The organism is Salinivibrio sp. IB282, from assembly GCF_001995685.1.
Classification (GTDB): Bacteria; Pseudomonadota; Gammaproteobacteria; order Enterobacterales; family Vibrionaceae; genus Salinivibrio; species Salinivibrio kushneri.
The window spans coordinates 32650-49400 of sequence record NZ_MUET01000016.1 but is presented as its reverse complement, the minus strand read 5'-3'; the positions used below and the strand labels follow the sequence as shown (position 1 = coordinate 49400).

16 protein-coding genes and 1 pseudogene are annotated in these 16751 nt (G+C 50.0%); 7 read left to right on the top strand and 10 right to left on the bottom strand.

Annotated features, from left to right (window positions below):
* Window positions 1-103: 103 nt before the first annotated feature.
* Entirely contained in the window at window positions 104-1363 is a 1260-nt protein-coding gene (gene waaA, locus BZG14_RS05350) for a lipid IV(A) 3-deoxy-D-manno-octulosonic acid transferase (RefSeq protein ID WP_077485864.1), read from the top strand.
* A 7-nt stretch (window positions 1364-1370) separates the two neighbouring features.
* On the opposite strand, the gene BZG14_RS05345 is transcribed toward waaA, so the two are convergent.
* Entirely contained in the window at window positions 1371-2081 is a 711-nt protein-coding gene (locus BZG14_RS05345) for a 3-deoxy-D-manno-octulosonic acid kinase (protein WP_077486032.1), read from the bottom strand.
* Between the two features lie 143 nt (window positions 2082-2224).
* Here BZG14_RS05345 and BZG14_RS05340 point away from each other — a divergent pair, with 143 nt between their 5' ends.
* Genes BZG14_RS05340 through coaD form a run of 3 tightly spaced genes read left to right on the top strand, consistent with a single transcriptional unit; the run spans window position 2225 to window position 4543 of the window.
* Entirely contained in the window at window positions 2225-3322 is a 1098-nt protein-coding gene (locus BZG14_RS05340) for a glycosyltransferase family 4 protein (RefSeq protein ID WP_077485866.1), read from the top strand.
* Window positions 3319-4008: an acyltransferase gene (locus tag BZG14_RS05335; RefSeq protein WP_077485868.1), complete on the top strand. Its 690-nt coding sequence runs from the start codon at window positions 3319-3321 to the stop codon at window positions 4006-4008. The genes BZG14_RS05340 and BZG14_RS05335 overlap by 4 nt, the downstream gene beginning before the upstream one ends.
* A 31-nt stretch (window positions 4009-4039) precedes the next feature.
* Window positions 4040-4543 (top strand): pantetheine-phosphate adenylyltransferase, encoded by a 504-nt coding sequence (gene coaD, locus BZG14_RS05330; RefSeq protein ID WP_241824620.1) that lies wholly within the window; start codon window positions 4040-4042, stop codon window positions 4541-4543.
* Here coaD and mutM read toward each other — a convergent pair.
* The 5 genes from mutM to radC form a co-directional block, all read right to left on the bottom strand.
* On the bottom strand, window positions 4538-5350 hold the full coding sequence (gene mutM / locus BZG14_RS05325; RefSeq protein ID WP_069361920.1) for a bifunctional DNA-formamidopyrimidine glycosylase/DNA-(apurinic or apyrimidinic site) lyase: 813 nt from the start codon (window positions 5348-5350) through the stop codon (window positions 4538-4540). The two genes, coaD and mutM, sit on opposite strands and share 6 nt — an antisense overlap.
* A 17-nt stretch (window positions 5351-5367) precedes the next feature.
* Window positions 5368-5847: a hypothetical protein gene (locus BZG14_RS05320; RefSeq protein WP_077485872.1), complete on the bottom strand. Its 480-nt coding sequence runs from the start codon at window positions 5845-5847 to the stop codon at window positions 5368-5370.
* A 116-nt stretch (window positions 5848-5963) separates the two neighbouring features.
* The gene (gene rpmG / locus BZG14_RS05315) at window positions 5964-6134 is read right to left on the bottom strand and encodes a 50S ribosomal protein L33 (protein ID WP_046074696.1); all 171 of its coding nucleotides are present in this window, start codon (window positions 6132-6134) and stop codon (window positions 5964-5966) included.
* Between the two features lie 13 nt (window positions 6135-6147).
* Window positions 6148-6384, bottom strand: coding sequence for a 50S ribosomal protein L28 (rpmB, locus tag BZG14_RS05310; protein WP_069361922.1), 237 nt, complete (start codon window positions 6382-6384; stop codon window positions 6148-6150).
* Window positions 6385-6569: 185 nt separating this feature from the next.
* Window positions 6570-7253 (bottom strand): RadC family protein, encoded by a 684-nt coding sequence (gene radC, locus BZG14_RS05305; protein WP_046074694.1) that lies wholly within the window; start codon window positions 7251-7253, stop codon window positions 6570-6572.
* 245 nt (window positions 7254-7498) lie between these two features.
* Between radC and coaBC the strand changes: the two genes are divergently transcribed.
* Entirely contained in the window at window positions 7499-8749 is a 1251-nt protein-coding gene (coaBC, locus tag BZG14_RS05300; protein WP_077485874.1) for a bifunctional phosphopantothenoylcysteine decarboxylase/phosphopantothenate--cysteine ligase CoaBC, read from the top strand.
* Window positions 8750-8943: 194 nt separating this feature from the next.
* Entirely contained in the window at window positions 8944-9534 is a 591-nt protein-coding gene (gene slmA / locus BZG14_RS05295; RefSeq protein ID WP_077608177.1) for a nucleoid occlusion factor SlmA, read from the top strand.
* A 79-nt stretch (window positions 9535-9613) separates the two neighbouring features.
* On the opposite strand, the pseudogene pyrE reads toward slmA, so the two are convergent.
* Both pyrE and rph read right to left on the bottom strand, forming a co-directional pair.
* Window positions 9614-10254, bottom strand: a pseudogene (gene pyrE, locus BZG14_RS05290) (orotate phosphoribosyltransferase).
* 95 nt (window positions 10255-10349) lie between these two features.
* The gene (rph, locus tag BZG14_RS05285; protein WP_077608176.1) at window positions 10350-11069 is read right to left on the bottom strand and encodes a ribonuclease PH; all 720 of its coding nucleotides are present in this window, start codon (window positions 11067-11069) and stop codon (window positions 10350-10352) included.
* Window positions 11070-11229: 160 nt separating this feature from the next.
* Here rph and BZG14_RS05280 point away from each other — a divergent pair, with 160 nt between their 5' ends.
* The gene (locus BZG14_RS05280) at window positions 11230-12093 is read left to right on the top strand and encodes a YicC/YloC family endoribonuclease (RefSeq protein WP_046074689.1); all 864 of its coding nucleotides are present in this window, start codon (window positions 11230-11232) and stop codon (window positions 12091-12093) included.
* Window positions 12094-12205: 112 nt separating this feature from the next.
* On the opposite strand, the gene BZG14_RS05275 is transcribed toward BZG14_RS05280, so the two are convergent.
* Window positions 12206-13240: a virulence RhuM family protein gene (locus tag BZG14_RS05275; protein ID WP_077455053.1), complete on the bottom strand. Its 1035-nt coding sequence runs from the start codon at window positions 13238-13240 to the stop codon at window positions 12206-12208.
* 179 nt (window positions 13241-13419) lie between these two features.
* The gene (locus BZG14_RS05270) at window positions 13420-16560 is read right to left on the bottom strand and encodes a DUF3427 domain-containing protein (protein ID WP_077608175.1); all 3141 of its coding nucleotides are present in this window, start codon (window positions 16558-16560) and stop codon (window positions 13420-13422) included.
* Window positions 16561-16751 lie beyond the last annotated feature (191 nt).

Sequence of the window (16751 nt, the reverse complement as noted above, 5' to 3'; positions counted from 1 at the left end):
ATCCTAGATTGTATGACGAGTGTCTGATAAGTATTAGACCCTGGAGCTCGATTGGAGAGTATGCCACTATTTATCGCACCCAAACGTCCATAGGAGTTTCCCTGTGCGCTGGTTATACACATTATTACTCACGCTTGCTGCCCCTTTTTTGCTTGTCGGGCTTTATCGTAAACGGCCCGGTAAGCCGGCGGTGGGGGAGCGCTGGCAAGAGCACTTTGGTCGCACACCCAACATTGAGGGGGCGCCGATTTGGTTGCATGCGGTTTCCGTGGGGGAGGTCCTCGCGGCTAAGCCGGTGATCAGTGCACTGCAACAAGCTTATCCCGATGTTCCTATCCTCATCACCACCACCACAGCCACTGGGGCCGAGCAGGCAATGCGCATCAAAGGTGTGAACCATCGCTATATGCCGGTTGATTTTCCGTTTGCGATTCGTGGTTTTTTACGTGCAGTCTCTCCAAGGCTATGCGTGATCATGGAGACCGAGCTTTGGCCCAATACTTTGCATCATGTCGGTCGTGCCGGTGTTCCCATTACGATCATTAATGCGAGGCTTTCTGAAAAGGCATGTAACCATTATCAAAAAATTGCGCCGCTCTTTCGTGCCATGAGTCAGCATATCGATCTCATACTGTGTCAGCATACCACTGATAAAGCACGTTTTGCCGCACTGGGGGTCCCCGCAGAAAAACTAAGCGCAGTTGGGTCGGTGAAGTTTGATATCAAGGCGATAAATCCTGATTTAGGYGCTGCGCTTCGTGACGCTCGCGGTGAACGCCCTTGCTGGATAGCGGCCAGCACCCATTCAGGCGAAGATGCCATCATGTTAGCCGCCCACCGTATTTTGCTACGTGATTATCCGGATGCTTTATTGATTATGGTCCCTCGCCACCCTGAGCGCTTTGATGATGTCTCGCAACAAGTCGCGGCTCAGGGCCTCAGTATACAAAGACAGACTCAGGGCGAGACGCTTACCACGAGCACGCAAGTGTACCTTGGCGATACCATGGGTGAGATGATGATGTATCTCGCCAGTGCAGATGTGGTTGTCATGGCAGGGAGTTTTTTAGGCGCCAAAGTTGGCGGTCATAATCTGTTAGAGCCCGCAGCGCTCAGCAAACCCTTATTAAGCGGACCCAGTTACTATAACTTCCAAGTCATTGGTGATGCTTTAATAGACGCAGGCGCACTGCAAGTATGTAACGATAGCCAAGATCTCGCGGCAAAGATTGGCGCTTTTTTTAATGCACCGCCACTGGCAGCGCAAGCAGGAAAAGCCGGTTTGGCGGTGGTCGAAGAAAACCGTGGCGCCGTTGAGCGAACCTTACAAGCACTCACCCCTTGGCTTCGACACTCGCACTGAGTGGCGACTACTTTCGAATATGGTTGTAACCTTTTAAGACCGCAGCCCAATCCTCGGGCTGCCAGCGGATTTGGCGCTTCTCTTTTTCTTTTTTAAAAGAGCGATGCAAGCGTGCTAAGTTGTCTTCTTTCCATTGCTCACCTTCACGCTGTTGGCACTTATCAAAATCAATCAGCCACAGTTTGCCTTTTCTATCACGAAGGATATTATGGATATTCAGATCAGAATGGCACACGCCGGCATCATGTAAACGACGCACCAAGCGGCCAATGGCGTGATAATCGTGAGCTAGCAAGCTGTTTTCGCTTAATATCGCCACTAAGTCACGGGCTCCTGGGACTTTTTCTACCAAGATATCGGCACGATAGGTACGGCCTGTCTTTACCGCACGAGCAGCGACGGGGCGCGGTACAGGGAGCTTTTTCTCGCGCAAATAAGCCAATAAGCGCAACTCCGCACCGCAGCGCGTTTCCTCCCAGCCCGTAAACCAGTATTGGTCTTTCACCAATTTGCCGAAAAGGCCGCCGCGATAATAATGCCGCAGTGCCATCTCCATTTTCGGGCCACGGACAAAAAAGGTTATCCCTCGCCCTTTGACCGAGCCGGTGACGGCAGCCTGTTGGTGCCAAAAATGAATATCAAAATACTGGCGCGGCTCCCCGACCACCAAGGTAGGATCGTACCAGATGCACTCATTTTCTTGCTGATGAATTATCATTTCTAGCGCCACGCTTTATCTCGCTGCTTGGTAGCCATGGTTATCTGTTTGGATACGGGGTCAAGGTCATATATCATAACCGTCAGCGTACAACACAGCAAACTCATCCTATCGGACATTTCAGGTAAATAAGGTACTGATAAATGAATATCTTGGTCTTAAGCTCATACAATGACGCTTGGAATAGTGTACGGCCAGAAGCAGAAATATTTATAGCCCTCGCAAAAGCGGGTCATAACGTCACTATTTTAACGCAAGAAGATGCCGCCTATGTTCAACGATTCAAGGCCAATGGCATTACGGTTATCGACCATTATCCAAAGAGGAAGATTTGCTTAAAAACGATCAAATATCTCAGAGCATTATTTGCTAAGCAGCCAATCGATATCGTCTATGCCATGAACTCAAGAACGATTGCAAATGCTGCGTTCGCGTGTATCGGATTTGATAGTATTAAACTTGTGACCTACCGTGGGACAGTAGGTGGTGTATATCGCCTTGACCCTTCCGCATATCTGACGCATTTACATCCAAGAGTCGATGGTATCGCTTGTGTGTCCAACGCGGTGGAAAAAGATTTAAAAACCAGAGTGTGGCGTATCAAAGATAAAGTGACCACTGTCTATAAAGGGCATGATATTGCTTGGTACCAAACGAAGCCTGCCTGTCGTGAACGTTTACATATTCCCGAAGATGCTTTTTGCGTCATCTGCATCGCGAATACTAGGCCTAGTAAAGGGGTCGCTTACCTACTCGAAAGTGCCAAGCAACTCAGAGGGCTAAACCGTCTTCATCTCTTACTGGTTGGTCGCAATATGGATACCGAGGCACATAAGCAATTAGCCAATGACAGTGGCATGGTAGAGCGGATTCATTTTCTTGGCTATCGTGATGATGTGCCTGCACTCATCGCGGCCAGCAATGTACAGGTTCAACCTTCTATTTCTGGGGAAGGGCTACCAAAAACTTTTGTAGAAGCCATGGCAATGGCTATTCCATCCATTGTTACCACCACCGGTGGCGCGAAGGAGTTTATTGATGAGGCTCAGAGCGGCTTTGTGGTGCCGACTCGAGATTCCTATGCCATCAGTGAAAAAATTAAGTTTCTCTACAAACGTCCAGAACAATGCCAAACCATGGGTAACCTAGCACAAGCTAAAATGATTAAGGACTTATCTTCTCAGAAAAGTGCGTCTGACCTACTCTCATTTTTCCAATATCTTATGCAGGCTAGCTCATGAAGGCGATTGATTATATTCTATCTTTACCCAAGAGTTTGATTTTTAATTTATCCTACTTTGGTATTAAAGGATTAAAGCTACCCGTAATTATATCGCATCGCACCTACTTAAAAAAAATGTCCGGCACGGTTATCATCAGCAATACAATAAAAACGGGTGGCATACGCATTGGGTTTGGTGATGTACCTGCTTTTGATAAAAAGAGAAGTAGAAGTATCTTTTTTAATGAGGGAACGATCGTTTTTTCTGGACGCGCGAAAGTGGGTCACGGCGGAAAGTTAGTCGTATGCAAAGGGGGAAGGTTAAATTTAGGAAACAGGTTTAATCTGTCGGCGGAAAGTTTAATATACTGTACTAAATCAATAACTTTCGGCGATTACAATTTAATATCTTGGGGAGTACAAGTTATAGATAGTGATCTTCACGACATCTATTCAAAAGGTAATATTGGCTTACCAATAAACCCACCAAAAGCAATTAAAACTGAAAATTCCGTGTGGTTATGTGCTCGAAGTAACATTTTAAAAGGCAGCTATATCCCAAGCCACTCTATTATCGCATCTAATGCTAATGTATGTGGTGTACTAGATTCCACTCATAGTATATATGGTGGAAATCCTGCGAAGTTAATTAAGCAAGGGATAGCATGGGATAGCGCGGCGCGGGATTATAAGTATGACAGCTAAATTTCCGGACCTAATAAAAAGGGAGACAGCTTTGACACAAAAACAACATACCCGCGTGATTTACCCGGGCACATTTGATCCGATCACCAACGGTCACTTGGATCTGATTGAGCGCGCGGCACGAATGTTTGACGATGTGATTGTGGGCATTGCCGCCAGTCCAAGCAAACAACCGCTTTTTGATCTGAATGAACGCGTCGCCCTGACGCAAACGGTCACCGCGCACTTATCCAATGTCTCTGTGGTTGGCTTTTCAGGGTTGTTGGTCAATTTTGCCAAGCAGTACCAGGCCAACATTCTAGTGCGCGGTTTGCGGGCGGTCTCCGACTTTGAGTATGAATTTCAACTCGCCAATATGAACCGCCGGCTGATGCCGGCACTGGAAAGCGTCTTTCTGACTCCGTCAGAGGAGCATTCGTTTATTTCCTCGACGTTGGTCAAAGAAGTGGCGTTACACGACGGTGATACCAGTGAGTTTGTCGCGCCTAGCGTACTGACCGCCTTGCAAGAAAAGCTGCAAGACAAGCGTTCATAAAGGCTGGCATTGCGGGCAAAACACGGTTGCTCGCTGGCCGATGACTATGCGCTCAAGGGTCGTGTCACAGGTTGGGCACGGCTCACCCGACTTACCGTAAACACGTAGCGCTTGAGCGAAATAACCGGCCTTCCCGTCTACCTGGGTAAAGTCTTTCAGCGTGGTGCCGCCTTGCGTGATCGCCGCGGCCAACACCGTTTTTATCTCATCCACCAGCGCCGTCGCTTCTGTTTGCGTCAGGCTACCGGCAGGGCGTTTAGGGTGGATACCAGCACAAAACAGCGATTCGTTGGCGTAAATATTCCCCACACCTACCACAACGGCGTTGTCCATAATAAAGCTTTTCATCGCCATTTTTTTGCCTGCCGCCTTGGCCAGCAAATAATCTGAATTGAACGCATCGGTGAGTGGTTCAGGGCCGAGTTTTCCCAACACGGGATGCGGCAAATCTCCCTCCTGCCACAACCAGGCGCCAAAGCGGCGCGGATCGTGGTAACGAATTAAGCGACCATTGCTGAGTGTCACATCAACATGATCATGCTTTTCCGGTGCCAGTGACGTGGGAAGCACCCGCAAACTGCCTGACATCCCCAAATGCACAATCGCCGTACCGACATCCGTCTCCAATAAAAGATACTTGGCGCGACGCGTGACGCGACGTATCACCTGGCCTTTTAACTGTTGTAACGTTTCGGGAATGGGCCAGCGTAGCTTGGGCTGACGAATGGTAATCTCGGTGACCGTTTGCCCTTCGACATACGGCATGATACCTAAACGGCTTACTTCTACTTCAGGTAACTCGGGCATAACACAGCTCTTAATATTTACGACTTTGATAGCGGGAAAAGATACCGACTATCCACTGACACGGCTAACCATTGGCCGTGTTCGTTTTGCATCAACCAAAACTGGGGTTGTTGATAATAGGTAATGCGAATGGGCTCTTGGTCGGGGCTGCGGGTAAGCTCCAACGTACGGGGAGAGGTTAATTGGGGTCGCAACGACTGCAAGGTGGTGTCATCGATTTGTGTCCCAGTCAGCCCCAGCCAGCGCTGAGCAAGCTCTGTCGGGCTAATCACTAAGGGTTTATCCGATTGCCAGGCCTCTAACGTACGCGTCAGGGTTAAATGGGAAAACCGCAACGACAGCACATCACTGCGCGATTCAACCAGCGCTATCACTCCCTCAGGCGTCGCCCGTGCTTGGCGTTGATGGCGCAAATAATCTGGCAGCAACATTAAGCCAAAAAAAACCACCACTGAGAGAATCAGGATGTTATTCCATGTCTGCCGCTTTAGCTTCATGTCGGTTCACCTGAGGACGTTACGCGTGTCTTTCGCAGTATAACCGTAAATGTGACCAGATTTTAGTTATAAAAAAACCCAGCCGAAGCTGGGTCTTTCTCAAAGCGTCAATCAAATTACTTGATTTTGGCTTCTTTATACATAACGTGCTTGCGAACTACAGGATCAAATTTTTTGATCTCGAATTTGCTAGGCATGTTACGTTTGTTCTTGTCTGTGGTGTAGAAGTGACCAGTACCTGCAGAGGATACTAGACGAATCTTCTCACGAACGCCGTTTTTAGCCATTCTCTAATTCCTCTTATACGTTCTCACCGCGGGCACGCATTTCTGTCAGTACAGAACTAATGCCTTTTTTGTCGATGATGCGCATACCTTTAGTGGATAGGCGCAGTTTAACGAAGCGTTTTTCGCCTTCTACCCAGAAACGATGAGTTTGCAGGTTCGGCAGAAAACGACGCTTGGTGGCGTTCTTAGCGTGAGAGCGGTTGTTACCAACTACAGGACGCTTGCCAGTTACTTGGCATACTCGTGACATGAAAGTCTCTCCAAAATCGTTTCGGCTCGATATCAACCTTGTCCGCCAGTCCTGCATCGTTAAGGTCAGGTCGAAGGTCAAGGCTATCAAAGGTGGCGCATTATACTAACTGAATTCACATTGCTCAAGTCCCGAGCAGATCCTTTTATGCGCTTTTTGATCGTTTTTTTCGCCAATGGCGATCCTTAAGGGGATAACAACCAACCTCGTTCGGCGAACGATACCACATCTCCGTCCCCAATCACTAGGTGATCAAGCACGCGAACATCCACTAATGACAAGGCATTGGCAATTCTATCGGTAATATGTCGGTCTGCCTGGCTCGGCTCTGCCACACCGGATGGGTGGTTATGGGCCAAAATCAGTGCTGCGGCATGCAACTCAAGCGCGCGACGGACAATTTCTCGTGGATAAACGCTCGCCGCATTGTGCGTGCCTTCAAAAAGTTGCTCATCGGCTATCACGCGATGCTGATTATCAAGAAACAAAACGTAAAACGCCTCGCGAGGCCGGTCGCGCAGTAAGGTCGAGAGATAACGGCGAGTATGGTCCGGGCTGGTCAGCGCGTCGGTTTTGCTCAAGGTTTCTTTTAAATAACGTCGACTCAACTCCAGTACCGCCTGCAGCTGGGCATATTTGGCGCTACCCAGTCCTTTTCGCTGACAAAACGCCCCTTGGTCCGCGCCCATCAGCGCCCGGAGCGAGCCAAAATCCTGCAACAGATGGTCGGCCAGCGCCACCGCACTCATCCCTGTGACGCCCGTGCGTAGAAAAATCGCTAATAACTCGGCATCCGAGAGGCTCTCCGCTCCCCGTGCTAACAAGCGTTCTCTGGGGCGACAATCTTGCGGCAAGGTTTTTAGGCTCATGGTGATTCCTCTTCAACGTTGCCGCCAGTTAAAGTAAGCGCCTTTCACGCCGCAACGACTTTTCCGTGTAACTGCGGCGAGTTCGCGATTTTATCATGAGCCACCGTTAACGCTTTCAGCCGTGCGCTAGCCATATCACATCCAACGCGCATCACACCCCATGCGGATTCATGCGCTCAAACAAGCTTTTTGCGCTAAGGATTATGGTATGGTTTTGTCATTCATGTTCCAACACACAGAGCATTATGGCCAATAGTTCACAGCAGCCAGCCCAGACGCTGGCCGGTAAACGTATTCTGCTTGGCATGGGCGGCGGAATTGCCGCCTATAAGTGTGCCGATCTCACCCGCCGCCTCATCGAGCGTGGCGCTACCGTCAAGGTGGTGATGACTCATGCTGCAAAAGAGTTTATTACCCCATTGACCCTGCAAGCCGTTTCTGGCCATCCGGTATCGGATAGCTTACTCGACCCCGCGGCTGAGGCCTCTATGGGGCACATAGAATTGGCTAAATGGGCGGATCTCGTGCTGATTGCCCCCGCAACCGCCGATTTAATTGCTCGGATCCACGCTGGCATGGGCAATGATTTGCTCACTACCGTGTGCTTGGCCACCGATGCCCCTCTGGCGATTGCGCCGGCGATGAACCAGCAAATGTATCGCGCCCACGCCACCCAGGCGAACTTGAGTGGGCTACGTACACGCGGCTGCCTGATATGGGGCCCCGACAGTGGCGCGCAAGCCTGCGGCGATGTGGGCCTTGGGCGCATGCTCGAGCCGCTGGCCTTAGTAGCTGAATGCGAACGTTGGGCCGGCCCTAAACCGCTTTCAGGCAAGCGCGTGATGATTACCGCCGGCCCTACCCGCGAAGCGCTAGACCCAGTCCGATATCTGTCTAACCACAGTTCAGGGAAAATGGGCTATGCCCTCGCCGAGGCGGCAGCCCGTTTAGGGGCCGATATCACCTTAGTCTCTGGCCCAGTCGCATTGCCAGTGCCGACAGGTGTCACGCGTATTGATGTCACCAGCGCCCAACAAATGCATGATGCGGTGCATGCGAGCATCACCGACCAAGATATTTTTATCGGCTGTGCCGCGGTCGCGGACTACCGTCCACAACACATCGCCGAACAGAAAATGAAAAAGCAAGTGGATAAAGACGCGATGACGGTCACCATGGTAAAAAACCCCGATATTATTGCTTCGGTTGCGGGCTTAACGTCACATCGTCCATTTACGATCGGCTTTGCCGCCGAAACCCAAGATGTCGCGGCCTACGCGCGTGACAAGCTGGCGCGCAAAAAGCTTGATATGATTTGTGCGAACGATGTGTCCCAGTCCGACCAAGGCTTTAACAGCGATCGAAATGCCTTACACCTGTTCTGGCCTGGGGGAGACAAGGCCCTACCGGTGGCGGAAAAGCGTACATTAGCCGACGAAGTGATGACGCACATACATGCTCGCTATTTACAGCAAACCATCCAGGATGAGCACTGACGCGGGTGAGAGGGCAACCTACTTATCGCCAAAATACAAGTTCAAAAGCGTGCGCCATGGCCACGCTTTTTGCTTTTAATACAGAGACCTCGTCGCTAAGATAGGGGAAAAATCCACACATGGCGGCACCTCTCCATGATGCCTCCTTTACCGGTCGCCAGTGTGACAGATAAAAAGACAAAGGAATCGCATCCATGGCAGCCCCAAAAAAAAGTAATCGCCGCGAAGAGATCCTTCAAGCGCTCGCGCAAATGCTGGAATCCAACCAAGGCAGCCAACGCATCACCACGGCCAAACTCGCCGAGCAAGTCGGGGTTTCTGAGGCAGCCCTCTATCGCCACTTCCCCAGTAAAGCGCGGATGTTTGAGGGGCTCATCGAATTTATTGAAGATTCACTGTTGTACCGCATCAACCTGATCATTGAGGAAGAAAAGGACACCTTGGTGCGCCTCAAACTGATTTTGCAATTGCTGCTGGCCTTTGGTGAGCGCAACCCGGGGCTCACGCGCATCATGACAGGTCATGCCTTGATGTTTGAGCAAGATAGATTACAAGCGCGGATCAACCAGCTGTTTGAACGCGTCGAGGCGCAGCTAAAGCAAGTACTGCGCGAGCGTCGTTTACGCGAAGGAAAAGGGTTCCCATTGGATGAAGCGATACTCGCCAGCCAATTGATTAGCCAAGTGGAAGGCGGCTTTTGTCGCTACGTGCGCTCATCATTTAAGCAGCTACCGACTGCCAATTTCGAGCAATATTGGCAGCTGCTCACCAACCAGCTGCAGTAAATGGCGCAGTGCAACTGGCGTAGTGCAACGAGCGCAGTGCAGCTGGCGTACTCAAGCCAGCCAGCAGCACACGTGTAACTTAAATCCCGTAGCTCGCCTGGTACGCTTTCACCGCCGCTAGCTGAGCCGGATCGGCTTGGCTTTGCTCTAAGTAAGTGACCAAATCCGCTAAGCTAATGATAGACACCACCTGACAATCGAAGTCACGCTCTACTTCTTGGATCGCCGACAGCTCGCCTTGGCCACGCTCTTGGCGGTCAATTGCCACCAAGACACCGGCCAGCTGCGCCCCTTGCGCTTGAATCAGTGTCATTGACTCGCGAATGGCAGTACCGGCGGTGATCACATCATCCACCAACATCACACGGCCACTCAGCGCGCTGCCGACCAAGTTGCCGCCCTCACCATGGTTTTGGCCTCTTTGCGGTTAAAACAATAAGGCGTATCCACATCATGATGCGCAGCAAGTGCCACCGCCGTGGTGGTCGCAATCGGGATCCCTTTGTACGCCGGGCCAAACAACACATCGTAATCAATCCCTGCATCCATCAACGCGGCCGCATAAAATTCACCCAGCTTTGCCAAATCGCGCCCGGTGTTAAACAAGCCGGCATTAAAAAAGTACGGACTCTTCCGCCCTGATTTAAGGGTAAACTCGCCAAACTTTAATACCTCACGCTCTAAGGCAAACTCAATAAACTGGCGCTGATAGGCTTTCATTCGTTCCTCTCTTGGTTGTCTTGGTGACACGCCACATGTCACCCGGGGTCGGATAGATAAAAAAATAGCCCCCGATGCGGGAGCTACTTAATCTGTTAGGCGTCGGCGAGTGCCGATTTTTGCGCGACGACAATGTCATCAATGCCCTTACTGGCCAGTGCCAGCATGGCATTGAGCTCATCGGGGGTAAACGGCTCGGCTTCGGCAGTGCCCTGCACCTCAATCATACGGCCATCTTCGAGCATCACCACGTTCATGTCGGTATCTGCGGCCGAGTCTTCCACGTATTCAAGGTCGCAAATCGGCGTTTGTTGATAAATACCCACTGACACAGYGGCCACATGGCCACGCATCGGGTTGGCCGCGAGCTTGCCATCGCGTACCAGCGCATTAAGTGCGTCTGCCAGGGCGACGCTCGCCCCCGAAATGGACGCCGTGCGCGTGCCGCCATCTGCTTGAATCACGTCACAGTCAACGGTAATGGTGCGCTCACCCAGTGCTTTTAAATCAACCGCGGCGCGCAAACTGCGGCCAATCAAACGTTGAATTTCGACGGTACGGCCACCTTGCTTTCCGGTTGATGCTTCACGACGGTTACGGGTGTGGGTCGCTCGTGGCAACATGCCATACTCGGCGGTCACCCAACCTTGGCCCTTACCTTTCAAAAAGCGCGGCACGCCCTCTTCAATCGTGGCATTACAGATCACCTTGGTATCACCAAAGCACACCAACACAGAGCCTTCTGCGTGGGCCGTAAAACCGCGGGTAAAGCTAACGGGACGAATTTGCTCGAGTGCTCTTCCACTTGGGCGCATGCAAGTTWCCTTATTGACTGACAGAATGTGGGCGCGATTATACGTGTTTCTCCGCCCGCTTGCGATCCCTGTCCGCCCCACAGACCAAGACAGCTGACGACAGGGGCGTGGATGCGTATAATCTTTGCCATTCACCTTCAGCACACAAGAGCAGGTACACATGATCCACAGTATGACCGCCTACGCCCGACAAGAACTCAAGGGCGATTGGGGCAACGCGGTTTGGGAAATCCGCTCCGTCAACCAGCGCTATCTCGAAACCTACATTCGCATGCCCGAACAGCTACGTAGTCTTGAACCTGTGGTACGCGAGCGTTTTCGCAAGCGCCTAGCCCGCGGCAAAGTGGAATGCAACCTGCGCTTTGATACCTCACAAGCCAGCCAAGATAAGCTCACCATCAATGAAGCCTTGGCCAAGCAAGTGATTCACGCCGCCAAATGGGTGAAAGAAACCGCGGGTGAAGGCAACATCAATCCGTTTCAAGTCCTGAACTGGCCAGGCGTGATGGAAGCGCCGGAGCAAGACACCGACGAGCTGCACCGCGCCTTATTGGCAGGCCTTGATGACGCACTCGATGCCTTTATCGCCGCACGTGCCAGCGAAGGCGAGAACATGAAAGCCCTGATTGAGCAGCGATTGGATGCGATTAGCGCTGAAGTGATCAAAGTACGCGAAAAGATGCCCACCGTGATTGAGTGGCAGCGTGAACGTTTGACCACGCGCTTAGAAGAAGCACAAGTGGAACTCGACCCGGCCCGCGTTGAGCAAGAAATGGTGATGCTGGCACAAAAAGTGGATGTTGCAGAAGAGCTTGACCGCTTGGACTCACACGTTTCAGAAGCGCGAAAAATCCTCAAAAAAGGCGGCGCCTGCGGCCGACGTTTAGATTTTATGATGCAAGAGTTCAACCGCGAAGCTAACACCCTCGCCTCCAAATCAATCAGCACCGAGATCACCGCCTCCGGCGTCGAGCTCAAAGTGCTTATCGAACAAATGCGCGAGCAGATCCAGAATATTGAGTAATCACTAAATAATCGTTTAAGTGTGATACAGCTAGAGCCCATTTTAAGAATGGGCTCTAGCTGTTTCTTGAGAGCTGCCATGCTCGTCGCTACGAGTGACATCTCTAATACAGCTATTTGCCTTTTTTGAGCGCAGCCTTGAGCGCAGCAATGTTGACCTTTTCGCCCTCAGCCTCTTTTAAACGACGGCGCTGTTCTGCGAAATGTTCAAACTCCAATTTCGCCTTATCATTGGCTGCTTTTTTGGATATTTTTCCGGCACCGCTTAGAACCTCTCGGTCGTTAAAACTTAAGAACTGATCCAGTTTATCCGCCCAATCTTGCAAGAAAACCTGTTTTCGGCGAAGAGCTTGGTCTTCAGCAAAGTCAAGCCACATATTAACAATACGATTCAGTTCCTTGATTTCGTTCTCACGCAGATAGTTTTTGGCAACGGTCACGTCTGTCCTGCGTACTTCGTCACCTTTATAACTGGTTAACCCCATGTCTGGTTTACTGGCATCCACACGGCTAGCGATAAGCTCAGCAGCGGTCATATGCGTACAAGCATAATGCAGTTTATTCTGAATGATTTGAAAAAAACGATTAGTCTCCTGATTGGATGGCTCATAGTCCGCCGCCATTGTGAAGATCTCTTTCACCCTCAGATAAACTCGTCGTTCGCTGGCTCTAATGTCGCGAATGCGTTCCAGCATCTCATCAAAATAGTCTGGAACAGCAGACGACCCAACAGGCGGATTTTTTAAGCGCTCGTCATCCATTACGAAGCCTTTAATGAGGTATTCTTGGAGCGTTTGCGTAGCCCATTGGCGAAATTGAGTACCACGTTGTGAGCGAACTCGATAGCCCACCGCCAGAATAGCCTCCAAATTGTAATGATCGATTTCGCGAGATACTTGGCGACTCCCCTCCAATCGAACTATCCGGAATTTCCGGATGGTTGCACTTTGAGCAAGCTCGCCTTCCTTGTAAATATTGACCAAGTGTTCATTAATCGTACGAATATCTTTATCGTACAGCTCCGCCATTACAGCCTGAGAAAGCCATAATGTATCGGATTCAAAACGGCACTCAACACGAGTTTGACCGTCTGCACTCGTGAAGAGAACAAACTCTCCTTGTGGAGCTTGAGGGATATGCTCTGTCATTCATTTCACCTTCTGCATCATTGATAGAACACGCTTATTCACACCATTGCTTCTTGGTAGACTTTTTCGACCTCAGCAAACGTAGTCACACTCTCTAGGCGGGTGAGGGTTGTAAGTTTCATCGAATTTTTCATTGGGCGATGTGGCACGTTGATCACCCAATGCCACTGCCATCTCAACTAGCCTACCGCCAATTTCGCCGCTTGCTGCCACATAAAGTTTGGCATCGGAGTGACTAGCTCCCACGTAATATCCATCGGCTGAGATCCGGTGTGCGAGATATAATTCACTTCGCCAAAATTCACAAATCCCATGGTACGTCCGTACTCATCTTTAGTTTGCTCTCGTACAAACAAAAACAGGCGCTTCCCTATCTTTTGATGTTGAATGTAATCTTTGCCTCGGCCTTTATCAGGGCGCGAGCTGTTTTGCGATTGCCAATGAAAGCGTGATGCGTTGATCGCATAATCGTGATACATGGTCGTCGGGGAAAATTGCTTTTCATTTTTATCCAAGGTGACAAATAACAGTTCGATGTTTTGATCTTTCAGCGGATAGAGCCCCTCTCGTGCAGGTGGCTGCCGCTCCAACGTGGTAGCGCCAAACCCAACTAGAATTTGCTCACGCGCATATCGAGCATGAAGTCGCAATGGCACATCAGGCAAATCGTCCATCCTTAACTGCTCGTGCTTGGTTTGTGACAGTTTCCAGTCCAACACATCCATTAATTCTGCTTTGATGCCCAGCCGCCTTAACGCGGCAAAGCTTTGCGTAATGGATGAAAAGCCAAGAGCTGGCCCTGTTTGTTGCCAAACATCATAATGGCACATAAGTCGATGCCGTTCGCTACCCGTATCAGGCGCAAAGTCTGTTTGGCAAAGCTGCTTTAAAAACTCTAGATACGCATGATCATCCGTGGTTAAAATCCGCTGAAAAATCGCCTTCTTAATTGTTTTAAGTGCACTTTCATCAACAGGAGAATCATTGACCTGTAGATCTGCTTTGAACACCAGTTCTGACCAACAGCCTCGCTTGTATAGTTCGTTCAAATCAATATGCGGATACAAGGTTAGGAAGTTCGCTAGCGTCAGCGGCAGGTGGGTGTGCTGAGGATATTGCCGAACCATTGCCACTAAGGGCCTTAGCTTTAACGACGCTTTGCTAATGTTATCCAATACCATTTCTTGGGTGCGCTTAGTAAGCTCAATTCGACAGCCCAAAGGCGCATGGGGGAAGCCTTGTTCAATCTCATGGTTAATCGCTCGAGCGCTCTTACCCACCAGCGCCCGAAACTTGTTTGCAAAGTCATACTCGGGACGCGAATGACCAACAAAGTCGAGGACGGTACAGCACTCTTTGCCCTCGGCTAACCGTAAACCGCGGCCTAGCTGCTGAAGGAAAATGGTTAAACTCTCGGTGGGACGCAGAAACAATAAAGTATCGACTTCAGGGATATCGACCCCCTCGTTGAAAATATCAACCACACAAAGCACATTGATCTCACCGGCGCGCAGCGATTGCTGCTTTCGCTGGCGTTCATGCCGATTGTCGCTGGTCAACACATCCGCCTTAAGCCCTTGCAGTGAAAACTGTTGAGCCATGTAGTGAGCGTGTTCTTTACTCACACAAAAAGCGAGCGCTTTCATACGGCTAAGATCCGTGATGATCTCGTTCATGCTGAGTAATATCTTATCCACCCGCGCTTGGTTGGAAGTATAGAGGTTAGTCAGCTGTGCAATATCATAGCGGCCACGCTGCCAAGGGATGGTCCGTAGATCGGTATCATCATCAATACCAAAATATTGGAAWGRGCAAAGATGACGCCGATTAATCGCCTCTGGCAACCTAATCTCAGCCGCAATGACGCCACCAAAATCCGCGAGAATATCGCCGCCATCGTGACGCTCGGGTGTCGCCGTCAGACCCAGTAGTATTGACGGCGAAAAGTGGTGCAAAACCGCTCGATAACTGCTCGCAGCAATATGATGCACTTCATCAATCACAATGTAGTCATAGTAATCGGCCGTCAAGTTAAGCGTATCGAGCTGGTTGTTCAATGTTTGAATCGAGACAAATAGCTGGCGGTAATGATCTGGCGTGTGACCACCGACCCACAGCTCGCCAAAGGAGCTGTTACGTAATACTCCCCGATAAGCCGCGCGCGCCTGCTTAAGGATTTCTTCACGATGAGCCACAAATAAAAAGTTGGCATCAGGATGGATTTTCAAAAAACGGGCGAAATCAAACGCAGAAATCAGTGTCTTACCAGTGCCTGTTGCCGCCACCACTAAATTGCGAAAACGTTGATGCGTATGACGCTCAACCGTCAGCTGCTCCAGAATTTCATGTTGGTGTGGGAAAGGAGAGAGCTCGAAGAAAAACGTAGTACCATCTTCTTCGCCACTGCGCTGCTGCCGAAGGGCTTGATTTAGTTTTTCGGTACTTTTTGCATCTCCGTCAAATCGTTCAAATTCATTCGACGCCCAATATGTTTCAAAGGTGCTGAGTGATTTGTTGATAATATGGGGAATTTCTTGCGAGGTGATTTTGAGGTTCCACTCCAAGCCATTCGTCAGTGCAGAATGTGAGAGGTTTGACGATCCGATATAACCGGTGTGATAGCCGGTCTCGCGTAAAAACAAATAGCTTTTTGCATGCAGACGTTCACGCTCGGTATTGTAGCTTAACTTCACCTCGGTATTAGGTAGGCTGGCTAAATACTCCACCGCTTTCGCGTCTGTCGCGCCCATGTATGACGTAGTGATGATCTTTAACTCGCGACCACTGCGGGTAAATTCTTCCAGCTCTTTACGAAAAATTCTTATCCCCGCCCACTTGATGAATGATACCAACCAATAGATTTTGTCTGCGGATAAAATCTCTCTTTTCAGCTCTGACTCCAATGAAAGGCCCGCATTACTGCCACAAAAAAGCTCACTTTGCGTTAAGCCGGTGAGTGGGAAAATATCTTGCACATAGCGCGCTAAATCAGACGCTATCGGGTTTTCAAACTCATAAAGGGCCGTCAGGATTTTCCCCTGACTCGCGAGCAAATTATCGTCGATAATGTCTTTATCGTGGATCTGGGTTTTCAGCCACAGCAAGAATTGGTTGGATAGTGTGATTTGCTGCGCTAGGCGATCATCACTGGCAGGCACGGCGTCGAGCACATGGTGCAAAACATGCGATAAAAAGCGAGACAACCAAACTGACGCCTCGTTGCTGGTAAGCGTCCGCTCGCCAACATAAAATCTTTCTCGATCAATACGGCTCTCAATAAGCTGCGTTACCAGCTGCTCGTAAATTCCGATCTGCTGCATTTTTTCCTTCCACGCTATAAGCCTGCATCACCTTACAAACCACGGGTTGTAGGCGCTATGAAAGGATCACTTTTCTATACTTTTCAAACAATAGCAACAAAGAGTTAAGTCACACTCTCGTCTGAGGTCTACACAAAGTGACTTCACAGGTAACAATGTGTAGACCTAAAGGCGGGCATAAAGGCTTTCAA

Excerpts from the sequence above, each read along its gene's own strand:
- BZG14_RS05345 (WP_077486032.1), bottom strand. The coding sequence starts at position 2,081 with ATGATAATTCATCAGCAAGAAAATGAGTGCATCTGGTACGATCCTACC.
- BZG14_RS05340 (WP_077485866.1), top strand. The coding sequence starts at position 2,225 with ATGAATATCTTGGTCTTAAGCTCATACAATGACGCTTGGAATAGTGTA.
- BZG14_RS05335 (WP_077485868.1), top strand. The coding sequence starts at position 3,319 with ATGAAGGCGATTGATTATATTCTATCTTTACCCAAGAGTTTGATTTTT.
- mutM (WP_069361920.1), bottom strand. The coding sequence starts at position 5,350 with ATGCCCGAGTTACCTGAAGTAGAAGTAAGCCGTTTAGGTATCATGCCG.
- BZG14_RS05320 (WP_077485872.1), bottom strand. The coding sequence starts at position 5,847 with ATGAAGCTAAAGCGGCAGACATGGAATAACATCCTGATTCTCTCAGTG.
- rpmG (WP_046074696.1), bottom strand. The coding sequence starts at position 6,134 with ATGGCTAAAAACGGCGTTCGTGAGAAGATTCGTCTAGTATCCTCTGCA.
- rpmB (WP_069361922.1), bottom strand. The coding sequence starts at position 6,384 with ATGTCACGAGTATGCCAAGTAACTGGCAAGCGTCCTGTAGTTGGTAAC.
- radC (WP_046074694.1), bottom strand. The coding sequence starts at position 7,253 with ATGAGCCTAAAAACCTTGCCGCAAGATTGTCGCCCCAGAGAACGCTTG.
- coaBC (WP_077485874.1), top strand. The coding sequence starts at position 7,499 with ATGGCCAATAGTTCACAGCAGCCAGCCCAGACGCTGGCCGGTAAACGT.
- slmA (WP_077608177.1), top strand. The coding sequence starts at position 8,944 with ATGGCAGCCCCAAAAAAAAGTAATCGCCGCGAAGAGATCCTTCAAGCG.
- BZG14_RS05280 (WP_046074689.1), top strand. The coding sequence starts at position 11,230 with ATGATCCACAGTATGACCGCCTACGCCCGACAAGAACTCAAGGGCGAT.
- BZG14_RS05275 (WP_077455053.1), bottom strand. The coding sequence starts at position 13,240 with ATGACAGAGCATATCCCTCAAGCTCCACAAGGAGAGTTTGTTCTCTTC.